Source organism: Acinetobacter sp. M5A5_2a (genome assembly GCF_053345265.1).
The window spans coordinates 449070-473552 of record NZ_JBKEZV010000002.1 but is presented as its reverse complement, the minus strand read 5'-3'; the positions used below and the strand labels follow the sequence as shown (position 1 = coordinate 473552).

At 40.6% G+C, this 24483-nt stretch carries 19 protein-coding genes; 11 read left to right on the top strand and 8 right to left on the bottom strand.

What is annotated here, in order from left to right; genetic code table 11:
• Positions 1-206 precede the first annotated feature (206 nt).
• Positions 207-899 carry a TIGR04219 family outer membrane beta-barrel protein gene (locus ACLBWE_RS04585; protein ID WP_348948342.1) on the bottom strand — a complete coding sequence of 231 codons (693 nt, stop codon included), beginning with the start codon at positions 897-899 and terminating at the stop codon, positions 207-209.
• A gap of 655 nt (positions 900-1554) precedes the next feature.
• On the opposite strand from ACLBWE_RS04585, the gene ACLBWE_RS04580 reads away from it, so the two are divergent.
• Positions 1555-3033: a sodium-dependent transporter gene (locus ACLBWE_RS04580; RefSeq protein WP_198496730.1), complete on the top strand. Its 1479-nt coding sequence runs from the start codon at positions 1555-1557 to the stop codon at positions 3031-3033.
• Positions 3034-3045: 12 nt separating this feature from the next.
• Entirely contained in the window at positions 3046-3189 is a 144-nt protein-coding gene (locus ACLBWE_RS04575) for a methionine/alanine import family NSS transporter small subunit (RefSeq protein WP_004640212.1), read from the top strand.
• Positions 3190-3230: 41 nt separating this feature from the next.
• On the opposite strand, the gene rsmB is transcribed toward ACLBWE_RS04575, so the two are convergent.
• Both rsmB and fmt read right to left on the bottom strand, forming a co-directional pair.
• A complete protein-coding gene (gene rsmB, locus ACLBWE_RS04570) occupies positions 3231-4535 on the bottom strand; it encodes a 16S rRNA (cytosine(967)-C(5))-methyltransferase RsmB (RefSeq protein ID WP_447601432.1) in 1305 nt (434 codons plus the stop codon).
• Positions 4532-5494 (bottom strand): methionyl-tRNA formyltransferase, encoded by a 963-nt coding sequence (fmt, locus tag ACLBWE_RS04565; protein ID WP_447601430.1) that lies wholly within the window; start codon positions 5492-5494, stop codon positions 4532-4534. Before fmt ends, rsmB begins: the two co-directional genes overlap by 4 nt.
• Positions 5495-5842: 348 nt before the next feature.
• Between fmt and ilvD the strand changes: the two genes are divergently transcribed.
• The 3 genes from ilvD (at position 5843) to ACLBWE_RS04550 (ending at position 10087) form a co-directional block, all read left to right on the top strand.
• Complete coding sequence (gene ilvD, locus ACLBWE_RS04560) at positions 5843-7672, top strand: dihydroxy-acid dehydratase (protein WP_003654323.1); 1830 nt, start codon at positions 5843-5845, stop codon at positions 7670-7672.
• Positions 7673-7987: 315 nt separating this feature from the next.
• Entirely contained in the window at positions 7988-9277 is a 1290-nt protein-coding gene (locus tag ACLBWE_RS04555) for a hypothetical protein (RefSeq protein ID WP_447601428.1), read from the top strand.
• Between the two features lie 78 nt (positions 9278-9355).
• Positions 9356-10087 carry a sulfite exporter TauE/SafE family protein gene (locus ACLBWE_RS04550; protein ID WP_447601426.1) on the top strand — a complete coding sequence of 244 codons (732 nt, stop codon included), beginning with the start codon at positions 9356-9358 and terminating at the stop codon, positions 10085-10087.
• A gap of 14 nt (positions 10088-10101) precedes the next feature.
• Here the strand turns inward: ACLBWE_RS04550 and ACLBWE_RS04545 are convergent, their stop codons facing one another.
• From ACLBWE_RS04545 to ACLBWE_RS04530, 4 genes are all read right to left on the bottom strand, one after another.
• The gene (locus tag ACLBWE_RS04545; protein ID WP_447601424.1) at positions 10102-10992 is read right to left on the bottom strand and encodes a LysR family transcriptional regulator; all 891 of its coding nucleotides are present in this window, start codon (positions 10990-10992) and stop codon (positions 10102-10104) included.
• A gap of 106 nt (positions 10993-11098) precedes the next feature.
• Positions 11099-12394, bottom strand: coding sequence for a solute carrier family 23 protein (locus ACLBWE_RS04540; RefSeq protein ID WP_003654314.1), 1296 nt, complete (start codon positions 12392-12394; stop codon positions 11099-11101).
• Between the two features lie 297 nt (positions 12395-12691).
• Positions 12692-15376 (bottom strand): phosphoenolpyruvate carboxylase, encoded by a 2685-nt coding sequence (gene ppc / locus ACLBWE_RS04535; protein WP_348948354.1) that lies wholly within the window; start codon positions 15374-15376, stop codon positions 12692-12694.
• 170 nt (positions 15377-15546) lie between these two features.
• Positions 15547-16170 carry a TetR/AcrR family transcriptional regulator gene (locus tag ACLBWE_RS04530; RefSeq protein ID WP_348948356.1) on the bottom strand — a complete coding sequence of 208 codons (624 nt, stop codon included), beginning with the start codon at positions 16168-16170 and terminating at the stop codon, positions 15547-15549.
• A gap of 148 nt (positions 16171-16318) precedes the next feature.
• On the opposite strand from ACLBWE_RS04530, the gene ACLBWE_RS04525 reads away from it, so the two are divergent.
• From ACLBWE_RS04525 to dnaJ, 4 genes are all read left to right on the top strand, one after another.
• The gene (locus tag ACLBWE_RS04525) at positions 16319-17425 is read left to right on the top strand and encodes an efflux RND transporter periplasmic adaptor subunit (RefSeq protein ID WP_348948358.1); all 1107 of its coding nucleotides are present in this window, start codon (positions 16319-16321) and stop codon (positions 17423-17425) included.
• Positions 17422-20547, top strand: coding sequence for an efflux RND transporter permease subunit (locus ACLBWE_RS04520; RefSeq protein WP_447601420.1), 3126 nt, complete (start codon positions 17422-17424; stop codon positions 20545-20547). The genes ACLBWE_RS04525 and ACLBWE_RS04520 overlap by 4 nt, the downstream gene beginning before the upstream one ends.
• A 138-nt stretch (positions 20548-20685) precedes the next feature.
• Entirely contained in the window at positions 20686-21063 is a 378-nt protein-coding gene (locus ACLBWE_RS04515) for a hypothetical protein (protein WP_003654304.1), read from the top strand.
• A gap of 103 nt (positions 21064-21166) precedes the next feature.
• Positions 21167-22279: a molecular chaperone DnaJ gene (gene dnaJ / locus ACLBWE_RS04510; RefSeq protein ID WP_003654301.1), complete on the top strand. Its 1113-nt coding sequence runs from the start codon at positions 21167-21169 to the stop codon at positions 22277-22279.
• A 114-nt stretch (positions 22280-22393) separates the two neighbouring features.
• Here dnaJ and ACLBWE_RS04505 read toward each other — a convergent pair whose 3' ends face one another.
• Positions 22394-22756 (bottom strand): hypothetical protein, encoded by a 363-nt coding sequence (locus ACLBWE_RS04505; RefSeq protein ID WP_447601417.1) that lies wholly within the window; start codon positions 22754-22756, stop codon positions 22394-22396.
• A 184-nt stretch (positions 22757-22940) separates the two neighbouring features.
• Here ACLBWE_RS04505 and dapB point away from each other — a divergent pair, with 184 nt between their 5' ends.
• Together dapB and ACLBWE_RS04495 are read left to right on the top strand one after the other, a co-directional pair.
• Positions 22941-23762 carry a 4-hydroxy-tetrahydrodipicolinate reductase gene (gene dapB / locus ACLBWE_RS04500; RefSeq protein ID WP_005037808.1) on the top strand — a complete coding sequence of 274 codons (822 nt, stop codon included), beginning with the start codon at positions 22941-22943 and terminating at the stop codon, positions 23760-23762.
• A 50-nt stretch (positions 23763-23812) separates the two neighbouring features.
• Positions 23813-24466 carry an START domain-containing protein gene (locus ACLBWE_RS04495; RefSeq protein WP_005037811.1) on the top strand — a complete coding sequence of 218 codons (654 nt, stop codon included), beginning with the start codon at positions 23813-23815 and terminating at the stop codon, positions 24464-24466.
• The last annotated feature ends 17 nt before the right edge of the window (positions 24467-24483 follow it).

The following is a 24483-nucleotide window of genomic DNA, read 5'->3' as shown; positions in this document are numbered from 1 at the left end:
GCGCTGATGGTAGTGTGGGGTTTCCCATGTGAGAGTAAGTCATCGCCAGCTCATTATTCTAAACACCCTCAACTTAACAGTTGAGGGTGTTTTTTTATGCCTGAATTAAATGACGAAAATAAAGAATTTAGAAAAATACGGCAATAAAAAAGAACTCTTATAGAGCCCTTTTTTATATATGGGGGAAATTTCGAGCTCGTTCTGGTTTAGAAATGTGCTTCCAAGCCTACATATGGGCCTTTAAATTCAAATTTAAGGTCATTGTTATCGTAGTCATCTAAATCGATATTGAGTATGCGATAGCCTGCTGTTAAACCAAGATCAATTAGTAGGTTATCTGCAAACTTATATTTTACTTCTGCTAGCGCATCTGTAATTCGTGCATCGTCAAAGTTTGTATAGGTTGCTTCACCTTTAGCACTTAAACCTGTAAATGGAAGTTTTACTTCGCCTGATAAATAAGCAATAGGATATGTTTTATCAATATCCACGCGCTTACCTGTATACGCAGTGATATCACCATTTAGTACAGTTGCACCAAGTCCGGCATCTACACTCACAATATTATCTAGTAATTCGTAATAGAGTATAAAATCGCTATGATCTAAATCAACTTTATAGTTAGCTTGACCTAGAGTTTCTGATTTAGTTTGAGTATCTAAATTTACATAACGAATTTTTGCATTTGGAATAAATGGGATTGGGTGTTCTACTGACAATGAGAGTTGAGCACTACCTTTTTGATCTAGATCCTGATCATCAGGGAATTGAGAAGACATATTAGCTTTACCATCATAAAACCAGTAGCCTACTTCTCCTTTGACTCCAACAAAGTCTGCTTGAGCAAAGCCACTTAAGCCCATCCCGAGCGTTAACAACGACATTTTTAATATTTTCATTTTAACATCCGAATAAAAGAAATCTTCGAGCGCATGATATAGACATCTTGCTACAGATGCATTGATAAAAAATAAGCCTATCGAGTATATATCTATAAGATTTTTTGAGACTGAATAAAAATCCATGTATTTCAAATAACTAATATTTATTTATTAGTTTTGATGACACTAAGCCTATAAAAATTTTAGTATAAATTTTGTCATCTAACAGTAACGTGACATTTAAATCTTAATTGAAAATTGAAGAGTTAAGAAAAAATTACTGGATAAGTCGAGTAATTGAAGAGCTCTTTCAATGAATTGGAATAAAATATCATTGAACAATAATGTCTGCCCCTAAGCTTTAGGACGTAAAGATAAGCTGAAAAATAACCAATTGTGAAAAAAACTTGGAAAATTCGTAAAATTTCTGATGGAAATTACAGTAAAAAGAAATAAAAACAGGTATTGTTCAGCTACATAGGGGCAAAAAATGGACAAAAATCTTTAAGGAAGAATTTTCTATTTTTGCTTGTTTGAAATGAAATAAAAATACTCACAAGGTGCTTTTTATTCTCAATCAAACACAAAAGTATTCTTTGGTTCTTTTTTTGCATGCGGAATAACAATCAACAATAGCAGTAAAAATAAGCAATCTTTTAACATTAGGTGTTTTATGACAGATTCTCGTGAAAACTGGACGTCACGATCTGGTTTTATTATTGCAGCCGTTGGTTCGGCTGTAGGCTTAGGTAATATTTGGCGCTTTCCATACGTTGCTTATGAAAATGGTGGTGGTGCGTTTCTTATTCCCTATCTATTGGCACTCATTACTGCTGGTTTACCGTTACTATTTTTAGATTATGCGGTAGGGCATCGTAGTACTGGTTCGCCTCCAAAAGCATATCGTGCTTTATTTAAAGGCGGAGAAACTTTAGGGTGGTGGCAGGTTTGTGTCTGTATCATCATCGGTTTGTATTATGCAAGCGTCCTGACGTGGGCAGGTAGTTACGTTTACTTCTCTATTGGTCAAATGTGGGGAAGTGATCCAGAAGGTTTCTTCTTTAATACTTACCTACAAACCTCAAAAGCGGCTGGTTTTGATTTACAGTTTGTAAGTCATTTATTCTGGCCGATTGTTGGAATTTGGGCACTTACTTTAATTATTCTTTATGGTGGCGTGAAAAAGGGTGTGGAATTATCTAATAAGATTTTCATGCCGTTATTATTCGTTCTATTCACGATTTTGGTAGTCCAGTCATTGCGTTTACCGGGTGCTGTTCAAGGTTTGAATGCATTCTTTACGCCAAACTGGTCTGCAATGATGGATTATAAAGTTTGGTTAGCCGCTTATGGCCATACCTTCTTCTCACTATCTGTTGGCTTCGGGATCATGGTGACGTATGCATCATATTTGAAACCAAAAACTAATTTAACTGGTTCTGGCTTAATCGTTGGTTTTGCAAATGCATCAACAGAGATTTTAGCGGGTATTGGTATTTTTGCAGCGCTAGGTTTTATGGCACATGCTGCTGGTACTGAAGTTAAAGATGTGGTGAGTGGCGGGATTGGATTGGCATTTATTGCATTCCCTAAAATTATTTCAAGTTTAGGTACAGGCGCCGATTTATTTGGTCTCTTATTCTTCTCTTCACTTTTCGTCGCAGGTATTTCTTCGATGGTCAGTATTTTGGAAGTGCCTATTGCAGCAATGCAAGATAAGTTGAAATGGGGCCGTAAAAAAGCTGTAACGATTATTGGTGGTGGTAGTGCACTCGTATCAATTATTCTATTCTCAAGTGTAAATGCGATTAAACTGGTTGATATTGTCGATCACTTTATTAATAACATCGGGATTATTGGTGGCGCATTAATATCAATTATTAGCGTAGCTTGGTTTAAACGTTCAGCTCTTAAAGAACTTAGTGACCATATAAATCGTATCTCGACCATCCAAGTTGGTAAGGGGTGGGATTTCACTTTAACGGTTATTACATCTTTAATCTTATTAACAACGCTCTGTATGACTGTTTTTAATTTGATCAAAAATGGCTATGATACTTATAGTATGAGCTTACAAGGTGTATTCGGCTGGGGCAGTGTGATTTTCTGTGCGGTCGTTGCAATCGTGTTAAGCAAAATGAAAGATCGCTAGGAGGATAAAATAATGAATACTTCGGCAATCGTGATGATGGTGATTTCGATGGTGTTTTTATGGGGTGGATTGATTTTATCCATTCTACATTTGTCGAAACATCCTGAAGAGTTAGATGATGTTCTAGAAGATGTAAAAGATCAGCACACGCTTTGATGCTGATTAAGTAAAAAAGCAGGCTCGAAGCCTGCTTTTTTTTATGCAATTTTTTGAATTTTACAATAATAAAATCCATCACCAGACTGCGCTTGCGGCAGTAATTGGCGACCATGGGTTTGCTCAATTCCCCAATCAGCTTCAATTTTGATTTCTTTCGCATCATTATGTTCTGCGAAGAAATCTATCATTTGCTGTTCATTCTCAGCTTTTAAAACTGAACATGTGATGTAGAGCAGTGTACCGCCAGCTTTGAGCTGTTGCCACATGTGCTGCAAGATCTGCTTTTGTAGCTCAATCGTTTGGCCTATATCGCTAGATTGGCGTAAAAGGCGTATGTCAGGATGACGTCGAATGACCCCTGTTGCAGAGCAAGGCGCATCTAGCACAATACAATCTACAGGCTCTGCGGGAACCCATTGGGTTGCATCAGCTGCCAAAATTTCAGTATGAGTTTGATCGAGTGCTAAACGGTTTAAATTTTCAGTCACACGGACTAAACGATTAGAATCTTGGTCAATGGCAATGAGCTTAGCCGGTTTAAACTTTTCGAGTAAATGAGCCGTTTTTCCACCGGGTGCTGCACAGGCATCAATCACTGTTTTATTATTTAAATCTGGCAATAATGTCGCACATAGCTGAGCATGCTCATCTTGTACAGAAAACCATCCCTCTTCAAAACCAGGTAGCTGGGTAATTTGAACAGATTGCTCAAGGACGATGCCTGCTTCAGACAAAATACATGCACGTGCTTTAATTTCTGAATTTTGTAATTTTGCTAAATAAGCCTCTCGACCAATGTGGCGTTGATTAACCCTTAAGGTTAAAGGTGCGACTTGCTTTAATGATTGGCATAGAGACTCGGTTTGTTCACCCCAATCTTTTTTCACACGCTTATAAAGCCAACTTGGTAAGCCATGCGCCTGTTGTAAACCTTGTTGAAATTCATCAGTTTCACGCGTCGCTCGGCGCAAAATAGCATTCACAATGCCGCTGAGTGCTGGGAACCCAAGTTGTTTAGTGGCGTCTACTGTTTCAGATATGGCAGCGTGTGCAGCAATACGCGTGCATAAAACTTGATAAAGACCGACGTAAAGACAGGTTTCAACAGTTTCATTATTTAACGGTTTGCTGAGTAAAGGTAGGCTAATTGATTTAAGCGCAAACCATTGACGCAATGTACCCAAAACCAACTCGTGAAACAAAGCACGATCACGTTCTGCAACTTGATTCAGCTGTGTATTTAAAATACTGGCGAGTGATTGGCCTTGCTGAACTTTTAATAACGTCTGGACGACTTGAGCACGTAAGTTAAATCGTGACGAATTTGATGAAACCTGACTCATGGCAGAATTTGTCCTACATGAAGTTTTTGAGTTTGGGCAATTTGTTGGGCATTCATTGCTTTGCCGCCTGGCCATTGCACACTGGTCAGACAAATAAATGAATCATGCCCACAAGCAACATGTACGCCTTGCTTATCAATCGCGATAATTTCACCAGCTTGGGCATTCACTTTGTTTTGACTAGAAATTGTTGAGCTCCAAACACGCAGAGCATTATTTTCATCTAACTGAACGAAGGCAACTGGCCAAGGGTTGAACGCACGAATATTTCGGTCAAGTTGAATAGCATCAGTTGACCAGTCAATACGAGCTTCTGATTTCACTAGCTTGTGTGCATAGACTGTTAGGCTTTCATCCTGCACTTCACGTTTTTCAATAAAATCCTGCAAGCTTTGTTCTGATTCAAGTACGGTACAAATCGCTTCTGCACCTTGAACAGCCAATTTGTCATGCAAGCTGGCAGAGGTCTCTTCGGCGGTGATTGGGCAGTAGGTTTTATACATCATATCGCCTGTATCTAAACCGGCAGCCATCTGCATAATCGTAATTCCTGTTTCATCATCACCTGTTGCGATTGCGCGCTGAATTGGTGCTGCACCGCGCCATCGTGGTAATAATGAGCCGTGAATGTTTAAACAACCATATTTAGGTGTATCGAGTACAGCTTGTGGAAGAATCAAACCATAGGCAGCGACCACCATCACATCAGCACCTAAAGCAGCGAGTTCTTGTTGCGCTGCCAAGCCTTCTTCAGTTGAAGCTTTAAAGTGAAGCGGTTGATAAACAGGAATATTATGTTCAAGGGCAAGCTGTTTTACAGGAGATGGCGTTAATTTTTGTCCGCGACCAGCTTTACGATCTGGTTGAGTATAAACTGCGATAATTTCATGGGAAGTTCTTAATAAAGCCGCCAATGCTGTTGCAGCAAATTCGGGGGTGCCAGCAAAAATAATTTTCACAAATGCAATCCAAAAAGAGTTTGTGGATAGTATACGTGAAAAACGTTTGAAGCCCTAAACTCATGGCTATTGAGAGATTTGGTTTTTAAATAGTGAACAAAAAATTATTGAAAAACTTTTATTGATAAAAAAAGGTTATGAAAAAATAAAAAATTATTCATGTAAGTTTTGCTAAATATTGACTGACTATTACTGTTCTTGGCTTTCCGAATATTATTTGCTTCTATAGAATGGAGAATGATCAAATTATGATGATGAGTCAATATTCCGACTGATCTAACGCTATATCAGTATCATTCAGCCAGAGTGGGAGAAATTTCGCTCAAGCACAACTTGTTGGAAACACTAATGCCTGACTATCGTTCAAAAACATCGACACACGGAAGAAATATGGCTGGCGCACGTGGCTTATGGCGTGCAACAGGAATGAAAGATGAGGATTTCGGCAAACCGATTATTGCGGTGGTCAATTCATTTACTCAATTTGTTCCGGGCCATGTACATCTTAAAGATCTAGGGCAGCTTGTTGCAGCAGAAATTCAGGCATCAGGTGGTGTTGCTAAAGAGTTCAATACGATTGCAGTAGACGACGGGATCGCAATGGGGCATGACGGCATGCTTTATTCTTTACCATCACGTGATTTGATTGCTGACTCAGTAGAGTACATGGTGAATGCGCATTGTGCTGATGCTATGGTCTGTATTTCTAACTGTGACAAGATTACTCCGGGAATGCTCATGGCTGCGATGCGCCTGAATATTCCTGTGGTTTTTGTGTCTGGTGGACCAATGGAAGCAGGTAAGGTCAAATTCCGCGGTAATGAAAAAGCGATTGATCTTGTTGATGCAATGGTTGTTGCAGCTGATGAAAGTTATACAGACGAAGAAGTTGAAGAATTTGAACGTTCAGCATGTCCAACCTGTGGTTCATGTTCAGGGATGTTTACTGCAAACTCAATGAACTGTTTAACCGAAGCGTTAGGTTTATCTTTACCGGGTAATGGTTCGATTGTCGCGACACATGCTAATCGTAAAAAATTATTCTTAAAAGCAGGTCAGCTTATTGTTGAATTGGCTAAGCGCTATTACGAACAAGAAGATGCAAGCATTTTACCTCGTTCAATTGCAACAAAGGCTGCATTTAAAAATGCCATGACGCTTGATATTGCAATGGGTGGTTCAACCAATACCGTTCTACACTTATTGGCTGCGGCAAGTGAAGCAGAAGTTGACTTTACCATGGACGATATTGACGAACTATCACGTCGAGTGCCTGTATTGTCTAAAGTAGCGCCTGCAAAACAAGATGTTCATATGGAAGATGTACACCGTGCAGGTGGCATCATGGCCATTTTAGGTGAACTTGATCGTGCGAATTTACTTGATGTATCACTACCAACCGTACATGAGAAAACTTTAAAAGATGCATTGGATAAGTGGGATATTATTCGCACTGAAGATGCAGACGTATATGAGTTCTATCGCTCATCTCCGGGTGGTGTACCAACACAAGTTGCATTCTCTCAAAATCGTTACTATGCAACTTTAGATGGCGATCGTGAAAAAGGCGTTATCCGCAATGCAGAACATGCCTTCTCTAAAGATGGTGGTTTAGCTGTGCTATACGGCAACATCGCTCTTGATGGTTGTATTGTAAAAACTGCGGGTGTAGATGAATCTATCCTAAAATTTACTGGCACAGCGCGCGTGTTTGAGAGCCAAGATGCTGCTGTAGATGCAATCTTGGGTCATGATATTAAAGCCGGCGATGTTGTCGTGATTCGTTATGAAGGTCCACGTGGTGGTCCGGGTATGCAAGAAATGCTTTACCCAACCAGCTATCTTAAATCAAAAGGTTTAGGAAAAGACTGTGCATTAGTTACAGATGGTCGTTTCTCTGGTGGTTCATCAGGTCTTTCGATTGGACATGTTTCGCCAGAAGCTGCTGAAGGCGGTGCCATTGGTTTGGTTGAAGATGGCGATACCATTGAAATTGATATTCCAAACCGTACCATTCACTTGAACGTTGATGATGCGACTATGGCGCACCGTCGTACCGTTCAAGAAGCGAAAGGCTGGCATCCGAAAGAAGAACGTAAACGTAAAGTATCAAAAGCGTTAAAAGTTTATGCAATGCATACAACAAGTGCGGCGAAAGGAGCTGTACGCGTTCTATAAAATATTCAATTTTAATAATTGAGTAGAAATTATGCACTCTCAACCCGATGAATTATTATCTGTTGAGGGTGCATTTTTTCGCCTGATGAAAAAAATAGGCTTGTAGATTAGGGTGTTGCAAGTCATTCTATGGGTTTGTCATAAAATGATGATAAAATCTTCACCGATGCAGGAACACGTGCAATAACATGATATTTGTTCTGCGTAAGCAGAGCTCGTCAGTATTTTGTATATTAAGCTTCTGCTGCACTTTGTACTGCGATCAAAGCAGTTTTTTGGTCTAGCTTAGGATTTTATTTTTTAGAGGCACTATTCATGTCACTGCTACGCCGTTGGTTTGACCCTATCCGATCGAGTTGGTTTTACCAAAAACCCTCTCGTCAAGCGGTGTTACCCACGGAAAATGGTTTAAGTATTTATTTACGACTTGATGATGTGTATAGCTATTTGGCTGTTCAGCAATTGTCTCAGCTCGATGAGATTTTAAGTGATGAACTTAAGCCTTTAAAAATTATTATTTCCCATACGGCCTCTGAACCTCCGAATGGTATGTCACATGAAGAGTGGCAAAATTATTGTCTGAATGATGCCAAAATATTAGCCAAGCAACACCGTTTTGCTTTTGATGAATTTCCAGAAATCCCAAGCCAAGAATCTTTAAAACAAGCCACTGTCATATTAAAAAGAACCCCATTACAAGGTCAGAATTTCTTACATTTACTAGAAGATATTTTTCACATGCTTTGGCAGCAACAATATGGAAAGCTGCGTACTCTTCATGCCATGGCAGTTAAACATCAGCTTCCTCAACATTTTTCAGAACGTATTTTTACGGATGAACCTGTACCGGCGGCGTACTTTGAATTTGGTGGACGTAAGTATCATGCAGTAGATGATTTATTACGTTTAACCCGTCGTCTAAAACAGCAAAAGTTACTGACTGGTAATCCGATCTTTTTAATTAATCATATCGAGTGGCGTGAACATTTGATTAATGATGCTGAGGCACTCACCGAAATTCAGACACTTCGTCCTGAACTCGATATATATATTGCCTTAGAAGATCCAATGAGTTGGCTGTTACTTGCTTATATTAAGGAAGAGCTGGCCGATTATTATGACATTCAATTAAAAGTTTACCCTTTAAGCTATCAAGGCCGAGATTGGTTTGACTGGAGTTTAGCAACCCGTGTTTCTAAACGAACAGATGTAGCTTTTACCCCTTTTTGCCGTCCTACAGAAGAAAGTACGCTTGAAATGGCAAAGCTTTTCTATAGCGTGCCTGAAAATCAGCAAATCGATACGGTTTTTACGATTTTGCAGGCTGTTTGGACAAAAGGCAAAGATTTATCTTTCAAAAAGCATTTCCAAGAATTACAGCAACAGTTGGGAATTGAGCAGTTAACCGAACAGGATGTGCCAGCTGTTCTGGCGCAAAATGACGCATTTTGCAGAGATAAGCATCAGCCTGATTTACCAGTTTTAGAGTTGCGTATTGATGGGCAAAGCTATGTATTTAATAGTTTGTATCGTGTTTGGATGATTGAAAGTATTTTTAGCAATGTATTAGAAGAAAAATATAAAACGGCCTCAACTTCTAATTGAGGCCTACTCCTAAAAACAAGAATAGGGCAAAACCTGTTTTTTCCGTAGCATAACCATGTAGGGAATCGGAGATAAACAGTGACATTTCTAGCAATTATTATGATGGTGTTTGCCTTTGCTGGCATGATTAAAGGCATGATTGGTCTAGGGTTGCCCGCAGTATCGATGGGCTTACTCACCATCGCAATGAGTCCTTTTCAAGCAGCCTCTTTACTCATTGTTCCTTCAATGGTCACTAATGTTTGGCAGCTTTTCGCTGAAGGACATGTTTGGGCTCTTATTCGCCGTTTCTGGACTTTGCTTGTAGGCATTGTAGTGGGCTCAATATGGAGCTTTCTGCCCACCTTGAGTCAAAGTCATGGGCATAGTAGTGAAATTTTATTAGGCTGTATGCTGGCTTTATATGGACTCTACGGTCTATGTGTGAAGAAGCTCCCGCACTTAGGGCCACATGAACGTTGGCTATCGCCCATCATTGGTTATATTGGTGGGGCAGTGACGGTAGCAACAGGTGTGATTATTATTCCAGTAGTGCCTTACTTGCAGTCATTGCATTTAAAACGTGATGAGTTGGTACAGGCTTTGGGGCTGACTTTTACTGTCTCTACGATTTGCCTTGCAGTGTTTTTACACCACAACCCTATATCAGGAATAACGCTAGACTATCGTTTATCTTTTGCGGCTTTATTTGCTGCATTAGTTGGAATGTGGTTAGGTAAAAAAATCCGTTATCGACTGAATGAACAAAAATTTCGTCGTATATTTTTTATTGGTTTGGTGTCATTAGGGATTTATATGGTTTTGCACTAAGCCAACTATTTAAGTTAAGGGCGATGTTGCAGTAAAAAATCAGAAAACTGTTGATAACTTTGAGGAAGTTGATTGAAATTTTGTGTGGCTAAAAGCAGTTTACGATTTGCCCACGCGCCTAGCAGTTGAATGGAATGAAAATCATAGTCCGATTGCAAACGCTGTGCAGCGCGGGCGGGCATAATTGCAATTCCAACACCTTTCGCCACAACCTCAGCAATTGCGCCAAAGCTAGGTAAACGTAAACGATACTGTATGTTAAAGCCTAATAATTTAGCTTGAGTTTCAATTGATTGTTGCAGAGAGTGGTGGGGCTTAAGACCAATAAAGCCATAACTTAAAGCATCTACCAAATTCAGCTCTTGGTATTGAGCTAAATTGTGGGTAGTAGGGCAAATCAGAACTAAAGGATCACTCGCAAATTCCTTAGTTTGCAAATGTCTGGTATCAAAAAAACTTGAAACGAGACCGAGACTTGCAACCCCTTGTGTTAATGCATCTACAATTTCTGAGCTTTCGGCTTCATGTAAATCGATATTTATCTCGGGATGTAGTACTAGATATTGCGGTAAGAGAGGCGGTAGATATTCACTTTGAGCAGAAGAGTTACACCAAAGGATCAATGATTCTGTGGTCTTTTGCCTAAAACGCTGCATTTCTTGTTCGAGTTGATCTTTTTGTGCCAAAAGCTGACGAGCATGCTCAGTAAAAGCATGTCCTGCGGTCGTGAGTTCGACTCCTGTTGTCTGGCGAATAAATAAAGGAGTTTCAAAATATTGTTCGAGTTTTTTTATACGTTCGCTAGCAGCTTGAAGTGAAATCGCGGAACGATCTGCACCTTTAGTTAGGCTACCTGTAGAAACAATATGGAGAACCAGTTGTAAATCAAAAAAATCAAAACGCATGACAGGGAACGTATTGAAGGGTAAGTGATCATCATACTAAAAAGTGATCAAGAAAGGGCGATGAAAAATAATAATAAAAAAGGCAGCTGATGCTGCCTTTTAGAACTCACGTTTTATCTTTTAAACTAAATAACCAGTTCAAAATAATGGCTGCAAACGTTGCTGTACCAATGCCGCCTAAATTGAAATTACCAAACATCAATTCAAAGTTTCCGGCACCTAAAATAATCGTCACAGAAGCAACAATCAGGTTTTTATTGTTAGAAAAATCGACTTTATTTTCAATCCAGATTTTTGCACCAGCAATGGTAATTAAACCAAATACGACAATAGACGCACCTGTTAAAACAGCATTTGGGATAGTACTAATCACTGCACCAAATTTTGGAGATAAACCCAAGAAAATAGCGAAGACACCAGCAATAACAAAAACAATGGTTGAGTACACACGAGTGACTGCCATGACTCCAATGTTTTCGCCATAAGTAGTCATACCTGGTGCGCCAACGCTACCAGAGAGTGTTGTGGCCAAACCATCTGCGACAAATGCTTTACCCAATTGTGGAGTCAGGTTTTCACCAGTCATGGCACCTACAGCTTTAATATGCCCTAGATTTTCTGCTACTAAAATAAGAGCAACCGGAGCAATAATGAGCATAGCTCTGGTGTCAAAAGTAGGATGTGAAAAGCTTGGAATTCCGAACCACGCAGCCGCTGAGATCTGGCTAAAATCGATTGGTTTACCTAAACCTAGACCATTGGTGGTGATGGCATAAATTACATAAGCCAAGATTAAACCGACCAATAAAAGTAGACGTTGCAATAAGCCACGAGTAAAGACCGCAATACTTCCCATACAAAGTACGGTAATTAAGGCCATCCACATTTCAAATGGTTGGCCTGCAACACCTTTAATCGTAACAGGTGCAAGGTTTAGACCAATAATCATCACAATGGCGCCAGTCACGACAGGCGGCATAAGTTTTTCAATCCAGCGTGTACCGGTGAGCATCACAATAAAACCGATGAGGGCATAAAACACACCGCACGCAACGATTCCACCTAAAGCCATAGAGAGGTTTGGATTTGCACCTGAACCTGTAATATGTCCAGTTGCTGCTGCAACCACACCAATAAATGCAAAACTTGAGCCTAAGTAACTAGGAACACGACCACCTGTAATTAAGAAGAACAGGATGGTACAGATACCAGACATTAAAATGGCAAGGTTAGGATTAAAGCCCATGAGTAATGGTGCTAAAACAGTTGCTCCAAACATGGCAAACGCATGTTGAATACCTAAAATAGCACTTTGAACTGGAGGGAGATATTCATTGGTAGAGACTGGCCGATGGTCAATATCACCTTGGTAAGGCTGCCATTTTGGAAACCAATTGGACATAAAATAAACTCGTTATTCTTTAATTGGTGCAATGATACTCTTTCTTGAGAATGCATTTAATCTCTGGAGAGAAGTATGTTAGTGAAAAATAATTATTTTTTAACGATTGGTATAATTTTGTGAATTCTAAATATAAGGAATTAGTTATTTTTTTCTCATAAAGACTAATTTTTGAATTTTAAAAAAATATTCTAAAAAATAGAAAATCAGAGAAAATTTAAGAAAAATAGAGAATTTTGCAAGTAAAAAGCAGTACATTGAGATGCACTGCTTTGTTAAACAATCGGTAAAATCAGCTTAGCCAGTGTTACGTAAACCAGCAGCAATACCTGCAATACTCACCATTAGCGCATGATCAACAGGGGTGTTTTCTGCTTGACGCTCAGCGAGATAATCACGACGGCGTTTCATCAGTTCAGCCTGTAAAAGGTGTAAAGGTAGTAAATAAGGTTTGCGAACTTGCATAGACTGATCAAGAACTTCGTTATTACTCAGAAGTTTTGATTCATCTTTTAAAGCAAGTAGGGTTTCAACAGCATCTTTTAATCGCTGACGTAATTGGTTGCCGAGAACTTTTAAATCTTCATCTTCAGTCAGATGTGATTCGTAATAGAGCGCAATATTGGCATCGGCTTTTGACAATACCATTTCCAGCATATCGATGAGTGTCTGGAAATAAGGCCATTGCTGGAGCATTTCATCAAGCGTTGCTTTTTGCTGATCTGCAATCACTTCATTAATTGCTGCACCAGTACCTAGCCATGCAGGTAACATCAAACGGATTTGTGTCCAAGCAAATACCCATGGAATCGCACGTAAAGACTCGATGCCGCCACTCACTTTACGTTTTGCCGGACGTGAGCCTAGTGGCAACATTTGTAACTCAAGCTCAGGGGTGACAGTACGTAAATATTTTACGAAGTGTGGGTTTTCACGCACTGTTTGACGATAAACCTTAACAGAATGATCTGTCATACGGTTCATGAGTTCACGCCACTCAGCTTTAGGTTCTGGTGGTGGTAATAAGGTCGCTTCAAGTGTTGCTGCGGTATAGATTTCAAGGTTTTGCATAGCAATCCCTTCTAAACCGAATTTGAAGCGGATCATTTCACCTTGTTCTGTAACTCGGATTGCACCAGAGATCGAACCCGGCGGCTGTGAAAATAGTGCCTGTTGAGTTGGAGCACCACCACGACTAATTGAACCACCACGGCCGTGGAACAGAGTCAACCGTACGCCGTGTGTTTGAGCAATTGCAGTCAGCTCTTCTTGAGCACGATATTGTGCCCAGTTGGCAGACATAAATCCGGCATCTTTTGCAGAGTCGGAGTAACCGATCATAACTTCGTGTTTACCCTGAATGTGCTGTTTATACCAATGCATATTGAACAGCGTATTCATGGTAGTTGCAGCGCCATCTAAGTCTTTTAAAGTTTCAAACAGAGGAACTACACGTAAAGGATGCTGAATACCTGCTTCTTTTTGCAATAACAATACAGCTAAAACATCGCTTGGATATTCAGCCATAGAAATAATATAAGCTCCTAAAGATTCAGGCGGTTGGTCTGCCAAAGTACGCATGGTTGCAAATACTTCTTGAACATCTGGGTGTCCAATCAAACTGCCTTCAGGTTCATTAATATATTTCGGTAAAAGTGGGCGTTTGCTTTGTAATTCCTGAATCAGGAAGTTTTGGCGCGCTTGTTCAGTCCACGATTCAAAATTACCTAAACCTAAGTATTCGGTAATTGCTGAAATTGCTTGGCGGTGACGACCTGATTCCTGACGAATGTCGAGTTTAAGTAGTTCAATACCAAAACAGTTCACTCGGTAGATAAAGTCGAGTAGTTGACCATTCGCAATTTCAGGCAGGTTACTGTCGATTAAAGAGCGATAGCACAATAATAACGGTTGTAAGAGTTCATCTTTACTTTTAATCACATTCGTATCGTCTGCTTCGAGTCCTTGCAAACGTTGAGCTAACCAGTGACGAGTCGCTTTTAAGCGTTCTCGTGTTGCACGTAAATACTCACGATAAGGTTCTGCATGTTGGTTACCAATGGCCTGAATCATTTCTTCAGAACAGGTCTGGATTGAAAGTTCCCAACGCAAGTTTTCGATATCTCTTAAATAGAGATCGGCAGCTTGCCAGCGCGATAACCACAGAACTTCTTGTGTAATTTGATGGGTAACATTTGGGTTACCATCACGGTCTCCACCCATCCAAGATGCAAAACGCACTGGTGCAATGTTAAGGGGTAAGTTTTGTTGGCAATTTTCTTGAACCAACTCATTTAACTCACGAATAAATTTAGGTACTGCATTCCAGAGTGTTTGCTCAATCGTCGCAAAGCCCCATTTTGCTTCATCAACAGGAGTAGGACGATGTTGACGAATTTCATCTGTTTGCCATGCCGAACTAATTTGTTGCTTTAGGTTCGCAAGTGCACTTTGACGCTCACGTGGAGTGAGTTTTTGCTGATCAAGCTGGGATAGACAAGCATTGATATCATCATATTTCTGAATGAGCGTACGACGGCTGACTTCGGTCGGATGTGCTGTAAGCACTAGCTCAATATCAAGATCACAAACTTGTTGGAATAGTTTTTCTGTTGAAATACTTTTATCTTTGAATTTTTCAAATAGGTGAACAAGTGGATTCGGAGAGTTGGCATCTGAATCAAATTCTGCCTGCCTGCGACTACGAACAACATGATATTGCTCGGCAATATTGGCAAAATTTAGGAAATGAGAAAAAGCTCGGGTAAGGGGAAGTAGTTCATCGTCGGGTAAATTTAAAAATAATTGTTCTAGTTGCTTTTGGGCTTCAGCTTGGCCATCACGTGCACCTTTAGCAAGGGCACGAATTTGCTCGATCTGATTAAACAGCTCTTGTCCTGCATGTTGCTTTAGGGTTTCACCTAATAAATTACCAAGTAAGCGGACATCCTCGCGCAGTGGCGCATCGATTTGCTGAACCATGCTATTTTCTCCTGTTCTTATCCTTATCGAATATAGCGTGATTAACAAACATTCCAAGCTTTGAGCGTAAGAAAATGTGAATTTTTGCTTAAAAAATAACATTTAATTCGCTTATGGCGTCTTAAAAGAAGACATGCACTCAGTACAACTTTTGGCAATGGTACTTTGGTTTAAGTCCGATATTTGAGCAGGAATAAAGCAATTGCATCTTGAATAATTTGCTCAAGCTCATGAGCATTTGGTACAGCAATGATCCCAAGTAAAACCTTCTGGTGGCGTACGCCAAGCAATAAGGACATAAGAAGCTCGGTTTGATAAGTAGGATTATCGGTTTGAATAAAACCTAATTGAGCCGCTTTTTGCAAAAACTCAGCTAATTGATTTTGCAGTCGGGTATGAGATGCATCAAAAAACTGTAGGGCGAGTGGACTTTGTTCTGCTGCGAGTTCAAATAAAACGTGCTCGAGTTTAAGCGCTTCAGGTGAGTAAATAATCTGCAAAGCGCGTAAACAAACACTGTGGAGTGTCTGGCAAAAGTCTGCTGAGGCATCTAATTCAAATTGTTTAGTGCAGAGAGACTCTTCACAGGTTTCTGTAATTGCGCAAATAAATAGATTGGCTTTGTCTTGAAAGTGATTATAAACCGTGAGCTTAGTGACACCTGCTTCCTGTGCAATCTGGTTCATGCTGGTACCGTGATAGCCAGATTTTAAAAAAATAGCTTTCGCGGCTTGTAAGATACGAGCACGTTTTTCTAGATCTTTGGGGCGCCCACTTTGATTAACTGTTTGCACAAAACCCTCTGTTAAAAATTTAAAAAATAGCGATTTATAAGTTTTTCTTTAATTAATGTACCCATGAGTATATTAATTAAAAAACAAACAATTTATGATGCAAGCATATTGTGCCTTAAAAAATCAGTTTGAATAAGAGCGATAAGATATGAATCTGTTAAAACCTCTCATCATGAGTATGGTGATTGTTTGTACGGTCACATTAATGGGGTGTAGTAAAGAAGCCCCAAAAACAGAAGAAATACCCTATGTGATGGTGGCTCAACCCTTGACCACGCTCAATGAACAAAAAAGCTATGCAGGGGATGTACAGGCCAGACAACAAACGGCTTTAGCGTTTCGAGTCGGTGGGCAAGTTACGGCACGTTACGTGGACGTCGGTGATCGAGTTAAGGTTGGACAAGTTTTGGCAAAGCTTGACGTGGCAGATGCTCAGCTACAGTTAAATGCTGCTAAAGCCCAACTGGACAATGCACAGGCAGCAGCAAAAACGGCATCAGATGAACTTAAGCGTTTTCAACAATTACTACCAATTAATGCGGTTAGCCGTTCACAATATGACACAGTAAAAAATCAATATGACTCGGCACAAGCGGCTCTACAGCAAGCTCGTTCTAACTATGAAGTTTCTGCAAACCAAACTGGTTATAACCAACTCGTTTCTAATAAAAATGGGGTGATTACTGCGCGAAACATTGAAATTGGACAAGTGGTTGCAGCGGGCCAAGCCGCTTATCAACTGGCAATTGATGGAGAGCGTGAAGTTGTCATTGGCGTACCAGAACAAGCGGTTGCCGAGATCAAGGTTGGTCAGGCAGCTTGGGTCACTTTATGGTCTAAACCGAATGACCGATTTGCTGGTTATGTGCGCGAAGTTTCTCCCGCGGCTGATCAGTCTCGTACCTTTACGGTCAAGGTTGCACTCAAAGAGGGTCAATCTGTTATTCAGCTTGGGCAAAGTGCACGCGTATTTTTTAGCTCGACTCAAACCAATGTGATGAGTGTGCCACTTTCGAGTGTCTCAGCAACAGATAATCAGCCTTATGTATGGGTTGTTAATGCGAATCAGACATTGCGTAAAGTACCTGTAACGATTGGTGCATATGGAAAAGACAGCGTACCAGTGTTATCAGGCTTGGCCCCAAATGATTGGGTTGTGATTGGTGGTGTACATTTGCTACGTGATGAACAGAAGATTCACCCGATTGACCGTGAAAACCGTGGGGTGAAAATTCAGGGAGCAACCCAGCCATGAAATTCAATCTCTCGGAATGGGCATTAAATAATAAAGGCATCGTCCTTTATTTTATGCTGTTGCTTGGCATTATCGGTGCGATCTCTTATTCAAAATTATCACAAAGTGAAGACCCACCCTTTACCTTTAAGGTAATGGTGGTACAGACCTACTGGCCTGGGGCGACTGCCAAAGAAGTTTCTACTTTAGTTACGGACCGTATCGAAAAGGAACTCATGACAACAGGGCAGTATGACAAGATCATGGCTTACTCCCGTCCGGGTGAGTCGTTGGTCACTTTTGTGGCGAAGGATTCACTTACTTCTGACAAGATTCCCGATGTTTGGTACAACGTTCGTAAGAAGGTCAATGATATACGCCATGAACTGCCAAACGGTGTACAAGGTCCATTTTTCAATGACGAATTTGGCGACACTTACGGCAATATTTATGTACTGACAGGCAAAGACTTTGACTATGCGCTTTTAAAAGAATATGCAGATCGTTTGCAATTACAGCTTCAACGCGTCAAAGATGTCAGTAAGGTTGAATTAATTGGTCTACAAGATCAAAAAATCTGGATTGAGATTTCTAACACCAAAGCGGTACAGCTTGGTATTCCAGTTACAGCAATTCAAGATGCCTTACAAAAGCAAAATAGTATGGCAAGTGCAGGTTTTTTTGAAACAGGCACAGACCGCATTCAGATTCGGGTAAGTGGTCATTTACAAAACATTGATGAAATTAAGAAAATGCCTTTACTGGTAGGTGATAAAACCATTCAGCTCGGAGATGTCGCTGATGTCTACCGTGGTTTTAGTCAACCTGCTCAGCCACGTATGCGTTTCATGGGTGAAAATGGGATTGGTATTGCTTTATCGATGCGTAAGGGCGGTGACATTATTGCCTTAGGTAAAAATCTCGACACAGAATTTGCTCAGCTGCAAAAAACTTTACCTTTAGGTATGAAGCTCCAAAAAGTTTCTGACCAACCTGTAGCAGTGCAGCGCAGTATTCATGAGTTTATAAAGGTACTCGCTGAAGCAGTTATTATTGTCTTGTTAGTGAGTTTTTTCTCTTTAGGTTTCCGTACAGGATTGGTTGTCGCTTTTTCTATTCCTTTAGTTTTAGCAATGACCTTTGCGGGTATGAGTCTATTCGATGTCGGCCTGCATAAGATTTCACTGGGTGCCTTGATTCTGGCGCTAGGTCTGTTAGTCGATGACGCTATTATTGCCGTCGAGATGATGGCAATTAAGATGGAGCAGGGTTATAGCCGAATTAAAGCCGCCGGATTTGCGTGGAAAACAACAGCATTTCCGATGCTCACCGGAACACTGATTACCGCGGCTGGTTTCTTACCTATCGCGACAGCTCAGTCTGGTACTGGTGAATACACACGTTCTATCTTTCAGGTGGTGACGATTGCCTTGTTAGTCTCTTGGGTTGCGGCAGTTTTATTCGTACCTTATTTAGGTGAAAAGCTATTACCCGATTTTACCAAAATAGGCCATCAGGCCCCTTGGTATGTCCGTTTATGGGCGAGATTAACTAAAAAACCGCAACCGCAAACTGTGGCTATTTCACAGGACCATCACTACGACCCTTACCAATCTAGCTTCTACCTACGTTTTAGAAAGATGGTCGAGTTTTGTGTGACTTACCGTAAAACCGTAATTGCGACGACGGTGGGTATTTTTGTACTGTCTGTATTGATGTTTAAGATAGTTCCTCAGCAGTTTTTCCCACCTTCGAACCGTGCCGAGATTTTAGTTGATTTAAAACTTGAAGAAGGCGCTTCTTTAACAGCGACAGAACAAGCTGTGAAAAAGGTTGAAAAATTCCTGTCTAAACAAAAAGGTATTGATAACTATGTGGCATATGTCGGTACAGGTTCACCACGTTTTTATTTACCATTAGACCAGCAACTGCCACAAGCCAGCTTTGCGCAGTTTGTAGTTCTGGCATCATCACTTGATGATCGTGATGAAATTCGTCGCTCGTTAGAAACACAAATTAAGAAATTACTTCCGCAAGTTCGTACTCGCGTGTCATTACTGGAAAATGGCCCACCTGTTGGTTATCCATTGCAATATCGTGTGTCGGGTGAAGATCAAAATCAGGTACGTCAAGAAGCACAGAAAGTCGCTAAACTAGTTAGCGAAAATCCGAATACCACCAATGTGCATTTAGATTGGGGTGAGCCGAGTAAGATTATTTCAATTCAAATTGACCAAGATCGTGCTCGACAAATGGGTGTCTCTAGTGTGGATTTAGCGAATTTCATTAATGCATCAATTACAGGTAGTGCGATTGAGCAATATCGTGAAAAGCGTGAACTTATTGAAATCCGTTTACGCGGTGATCAGAGCGAGCGAGTTGAAGTGGCTTCACTGGCAAGTTTAGCTGTACCAACGACAAATGGAACGACTGTGCCTTTAGCTCAAATCGCTAAAATTGAGTATAAATTTGAAGATGGCTTAATCTGGCATCGTAACCGCTTACCAACCATTACTGTTCGCGCAGATATCCGAACTCAATTACAACCAGCTACAGTGGTTGGTGAGTTAGCTGAATCAATGGATAAGTTACGTGCTGAATTACCGAGTGGCTATCTTGTTGAAGTCGGTGGAACGGTAGAAGAGTCAGCACGTGGGCAAAATTCTGTGAATGCGGGTATGCCACTTTTCTTGGCTGTCGTAATGACATTACTGATGATTCAGCTCAAAAGCTTATCGCGCGCGACCATTGTGTTGTTAACAGCTCCACTAGGTTTAATTGGTGTGGTTTTATTCTTACTGTTATTTAACAAACCATTTGGCTTTGTGGCCATGTTAGGCACAATTGCACTCTCTGGCATGATCATGCGTAACTCGCTTATTTTGATTGATCAAATTGAACAAGACAGGCAAGCAGGTCATTCAACATGGGAAGCGATTATTGAGGCGACAGTGCGTCGATTCCGTCCGATTATTTTGACTGCTTTGGCCGCGGTTCTGGCGATGATTCCACTTTCACGGAGTATTTTCTTTGGTCCGATGGCAGTTGCGATCATGGGTGGATTGATTGTTGCCACCTTACTGACATTATTTTTCTTACCTGCACTTTACGCAGCGTGGTTTAAGGTGAAAAAAACCGCATAAAATACATAAATTTTTTGTGAATAAAGGTGCGAAATATTGAAAACTCCAATATAGTAGCACCTGTCTTTACACAAAAAATACAGGATTATTTCACTGCATAAAAAATAGGCAAATGCAGTGAATTGAGGTGAAATACAGATGGGGCAAGACCATATCCAACAGCATCGCCGTTATATTGTAATTTCTTATGCGTTCATGTTTCTTGCATTGTTTACAGTTATTTTTGCAGCCTTTGCTTATTTGGTTGCTCGCAAAGTAGCAGTTGTAGATAATGCGGAAGTTTGGATTCATGCGCATGCACTATGGATTATGCGAAACGGGATTCTATTTCTTTGTATGGCAATTTTTGCTGCGGTCTGGTTTATTCCGCTCTTCTTTTTTGCATGGGACAGTAATCTTTGGGTAACTGCCTCTACGGTTGCTGGTGTGGTATTTAGCGCGATTGCGTGGTTATTTCTATTAAATGCATGGTTAAAAGGCTTGTCTAAATATTTAAAAAATAAGGCAGTTTTTTAATATATCTATTTTTTAAACATTTTCCCCTTGTAAATTCGGCTAAAGCCCCCCATTTAGTCGGCAATAGAGTATTGATAAAATTCCGTGAGGAGCACCGCCAAAAATGGCTAAACGTGATTATTATGAGGTTTTAGGCGTTTCAAAAACCGCAAGTGATGATGAGATCAAAAAAGCCTACCGTAAATTGGCGATGAAATATCATCCTGATAGAAACCCTGACAATGCCGAAGCTGAAGAGAAATTTAAAGAAGCTGCTGAAGCTTATGAAGTTTTATCGGATAGCGAAAAGCGTAGCATGTACGATCGCATGGGTCATAATGCGTTCGAAGGTGGCTTTGGCGGCGGTGGTGGCGGCTTTGGCGGATTTAGTGCAGAAGATATTTTTAGCCAGTTCGGTGATATCTTCGGTGGTGCATTCGGTGGTGGTGGACGTCAACAGCGTCAACGTCGCGGATCAGATTTACGCTATGTAATGGAACTTACCCTTGAAGAAGCTGTAAAAGGGGTGAAAAAAACCATTACCTTTACTGCTCCTGCACCATGTGATGTGTGTGATGGTAAAGGTTCAAAAAATCCAAAAGATGTTGAAACTTGTAAAACTTGTCATGGTTCAGGACAAGTGCGTATGCAGCAAGGTTTCTTCTCTGTACAACAAACATGTGGTACTTGTCGTGGCCAAGGTAAAATTATTAAAAACCCTTGTCAGGCATGTCATGGTTCTGGTGTAGCTGATCGCCAGCAAACGTTGGAAGTTACAATTCCAGCGGGTGTGGATAATGGTGACCGCGTACGTTTGAGTGGCAAAGGCGAAGCAATTCGTGATGGCCAATCAGGTGATTTGTACGTTGAAGTCGTTGTTCGCGAACACGAAATTTTCCAACGTGATGGTGCCGACCTTTATATGGATGTACCTGTTAGCATTGCTGATGCTGCACTTGGTAAAGAAATTGAAATTCCAACTTTGGAAGGTCGTGTTAGCTTGAAGATTCCTGAGGGAACTCAAACAGGCAAATTATTCCGTTTACGTGGTAAAGGCGTTCGTCCAGTACGTAGCAGCATGGTGGGTGATTTACTCTGCCGTATTGTGATAGAAACACCGGTGAACTTGAATGCTCGCCAACGTGAATTACTTAAAGAGTTGCAAGCTTCTTTTGATGGAGAAGACAGTGCTTCTTCACCAAAGAAAAAATCATTCTTTGATCGTTTGTTCGATTAATACTTGATTAGATAAGAAATTAAAAAGAAGGCGGATATTGATAAAATATCCGCCTTTTTATTGCGCTGATTCATCTTATTATTTTTATTCTGCTTAAAAGAAAATTACTTCTGCTTACTCTGTAGGGTGAGCAACATCAATGTCGTCAACACTTACAGTCGGTTCGCTAGAAGCAAGAGTAGGAGCATTTTCGATAACTGGTGCGGCTACTACTTCTGCCTGTACAGCTACTTTAGGCATTTCTGTCGTTGTTTCGCCAATAATCGGGTCAATATCTTCAACTTTAACGTCGGTATTGGCATCGGTTACTACGCTAATTTGAGCTGTAGGCGTTGCTGTTTGAGTATTTACGCTAGTCGTAATGCGTGCTTTAGATAAGCTTTCTAATGTGTCTCCTGGCTGGATTGCAGGCTCTGCAAATGCCACTGAACTCATAATCCCCATCATCGCTGTGAAGCCAATAATTTTCGAATGCATGTTGAACTCCTTATAGTCATCTTTTTTTCATTCGTGGCTGAGTAGTGTGCCGATCAATTCTTTAACTTTTGTGAAAACAGATTAAATTTCAGCTGATCTTAAAAAATAATTTTTACTTTTTATCGTGAGCAAAGAGTTTTGATATAGTAGACAAATTACGTAAAACAGAAGATTGAGAAGGATTATGTCAGCAGCTCCACGCATTGGTGTTTTAGGTGCAGGCGGTCGTATGGGCCGTACGCTTATTCAAGCAGTTCAACAGGCAGGCTATCAATTGGCTGCTGCGGTAGAGCGTCCGGAAAGTAGTTTGGTAGGCACTGACGCTGGTGAGCTTGCTGGTATTGGTTCAGTGGGTGTGAAGGTTTCAGGAAGTTTGGCAGAGGTTCTTAAAGACTGCGATGTAATCATTGATTTTACTGCACCAGTTGCAACTGCTCAGCATTTGAAGCTTTGCCGTGAAGCTGGGGTTGCCATGGTTATTGGTACAACAGGTATGTCAGATGAGCAAAAAGCTGAGTTAGACGAAGTTGCCACTCATACACCTGTGGTTTACGCTGCGAACTATTCAGTTGGTGTAAATGTATCAATCAAGTTACTTGAGCTTGCAGCAAAAGTATTTGGCGATACAGTAGATATTGAAGTGATTGAAGCTCACCACCGTCATAAAGTAGATGCGCCGTCAGGTACAGCGTTAATGATGGGTGAGGCGATTGCAGATACTTTAGGCCGTAACTTAAAAGAAGTTGCTGTTTATGGACGTGAAGGACATACAGGCCCACGTGACCGTCAAACGATTGGTTTTGAAACTATCCGTGGTGGTGATATTGTTGGCGAACACACTGTTATGTTCATTGGTGAAGGTGAGCGCGTTGAAGTGACTCATAAAGCAACTAACCGTATGAACTTTGCTGCTGGTGCAGTGCGAGCTGCGGCATGGGTTGTGGGCCGTGAAGCGCGTAAATATGACATGAAAGATGTTTTAGGATTGAACGACGTACAGGTTTAAAACCCTGTACGTATTCCATGTGTAGCGAGAAAAAAAAGATAGAGCAGAACATGAATAAAAAACAAATTGCCCTGACCACTCTTCTTTGTTTAAGTAGCCTCTGGACGGGGGCTGCTTCTACAGAAAAAGCTAAATTAAGCTTAGACCGCAATAATATTAAAGTCTGGACCTATCAGAAGACTGATAATCCAGTCTTTCAATATAAAGCAGAAACGACATTTGATGTGCCACTCGAACGCGCTGTCGCCGTGATTTTAGATGTGAATCGTGCCGATCAGTGGGTGCCTTATATGGGCAAAGTTGAAATGTTGTCTCAAGATGAGAAAAAAGGTGAGTTCACACTGTATATGGTGTTGGATTTTCCATTTCCTTTGAAAGATCGTGATGTCGTTGTAAAAGGAAAAATGAGCAAGGCTGCAAATGGCGTTGTGACAATTAAAAATACTGCAATTAGCGGAAATTATCCGATACAACCCGATGTGGTACGCTTAACACGCTATGAAGGGGACTGGACATTCCAGAAACTTGCAAATAATAAGGTGAAAGTAACCACCAGTGGTTATGCTGATCCTGCTGGTGCAATTCCATTAAGTTTTGTGAATATGTTTGTTCAACAGCAGCCTTACCAGATGTTGCTGAAAATGAAGCGGGAAGTGACGAGTCCGATTTATGAACAACCTAAATTACCAGATATTTTAAAATAAATAACTTAAAAAAAGCG